The organism is Sulfuricurvum sp. IAE1 (assembly GCF_004347735.1).
In the GTDB taxonomy this organism is placed as follows: domain Bacteria; phylum Campylobacterota; class Campylobacteria; order Campylobacterales; family Sulfurimonadaceae; genus Sulfuricurvum.
Genome location: NZ_SLTI01000018.1, coordinates 1 through 452 on the forward strand (window position 1 = coordinate 1; position 452 = coordinate 452).

A 452-nucleotide genomic window follows, 5' to 3' on the forward strand; every position below is an offset into this window, starting at 1 on the left:
AGTTTGGCTTCCGCCATTTGGCAGGCAAGAAAACGATTGTAGATAAGACGATAGAGTTTTAATTCGTCGGGTGCAAGATAGTTTGCTGCGGTTTTGGGGTCGAATTCAACCATGGTGGGGCGGATCGCTTCGTGCGCTTCCTGGGCCGCCTTGGCTTTTGTTACATAGTTTTTGGGCTTTTCGGGCAGGTAGTCATTGCCATAATGTGCTTGAATGCGTTCCCTGGCCGCATCTACTGCTTCTTTTGCCAGGTTGAGGCTGTCTGTTCTCATGTAGGTGATAATCCCCATAACCCCTTTGTCTGTTTTGACCCCTTCATAGAGTTTTTGCGCTACCATAATCGTTTTTTTGGGCGAAAATCCCAACTGTGTAGAAGCAGTCTGCTGCAGCGTGGAAGTCATAAACGGCGGAGGTGTTTTGGTGCTTCTTTGGGTTTTTTCTATCGCCAGAAC

Annotated in this window: 1 protein-coding gene; it reads right to left on the reverse strand. The window is 48.0% G+C overall.

Annotated features, from left to right (window positions below):
* Positions 1-452, reverse strand: a 452-nt coding sequence (locus E0765_RS03535; RefSeq protein ID WP_255417840.1) for a DNA topoisomerase, incomplete at both ends; no start/stop codon positions are given.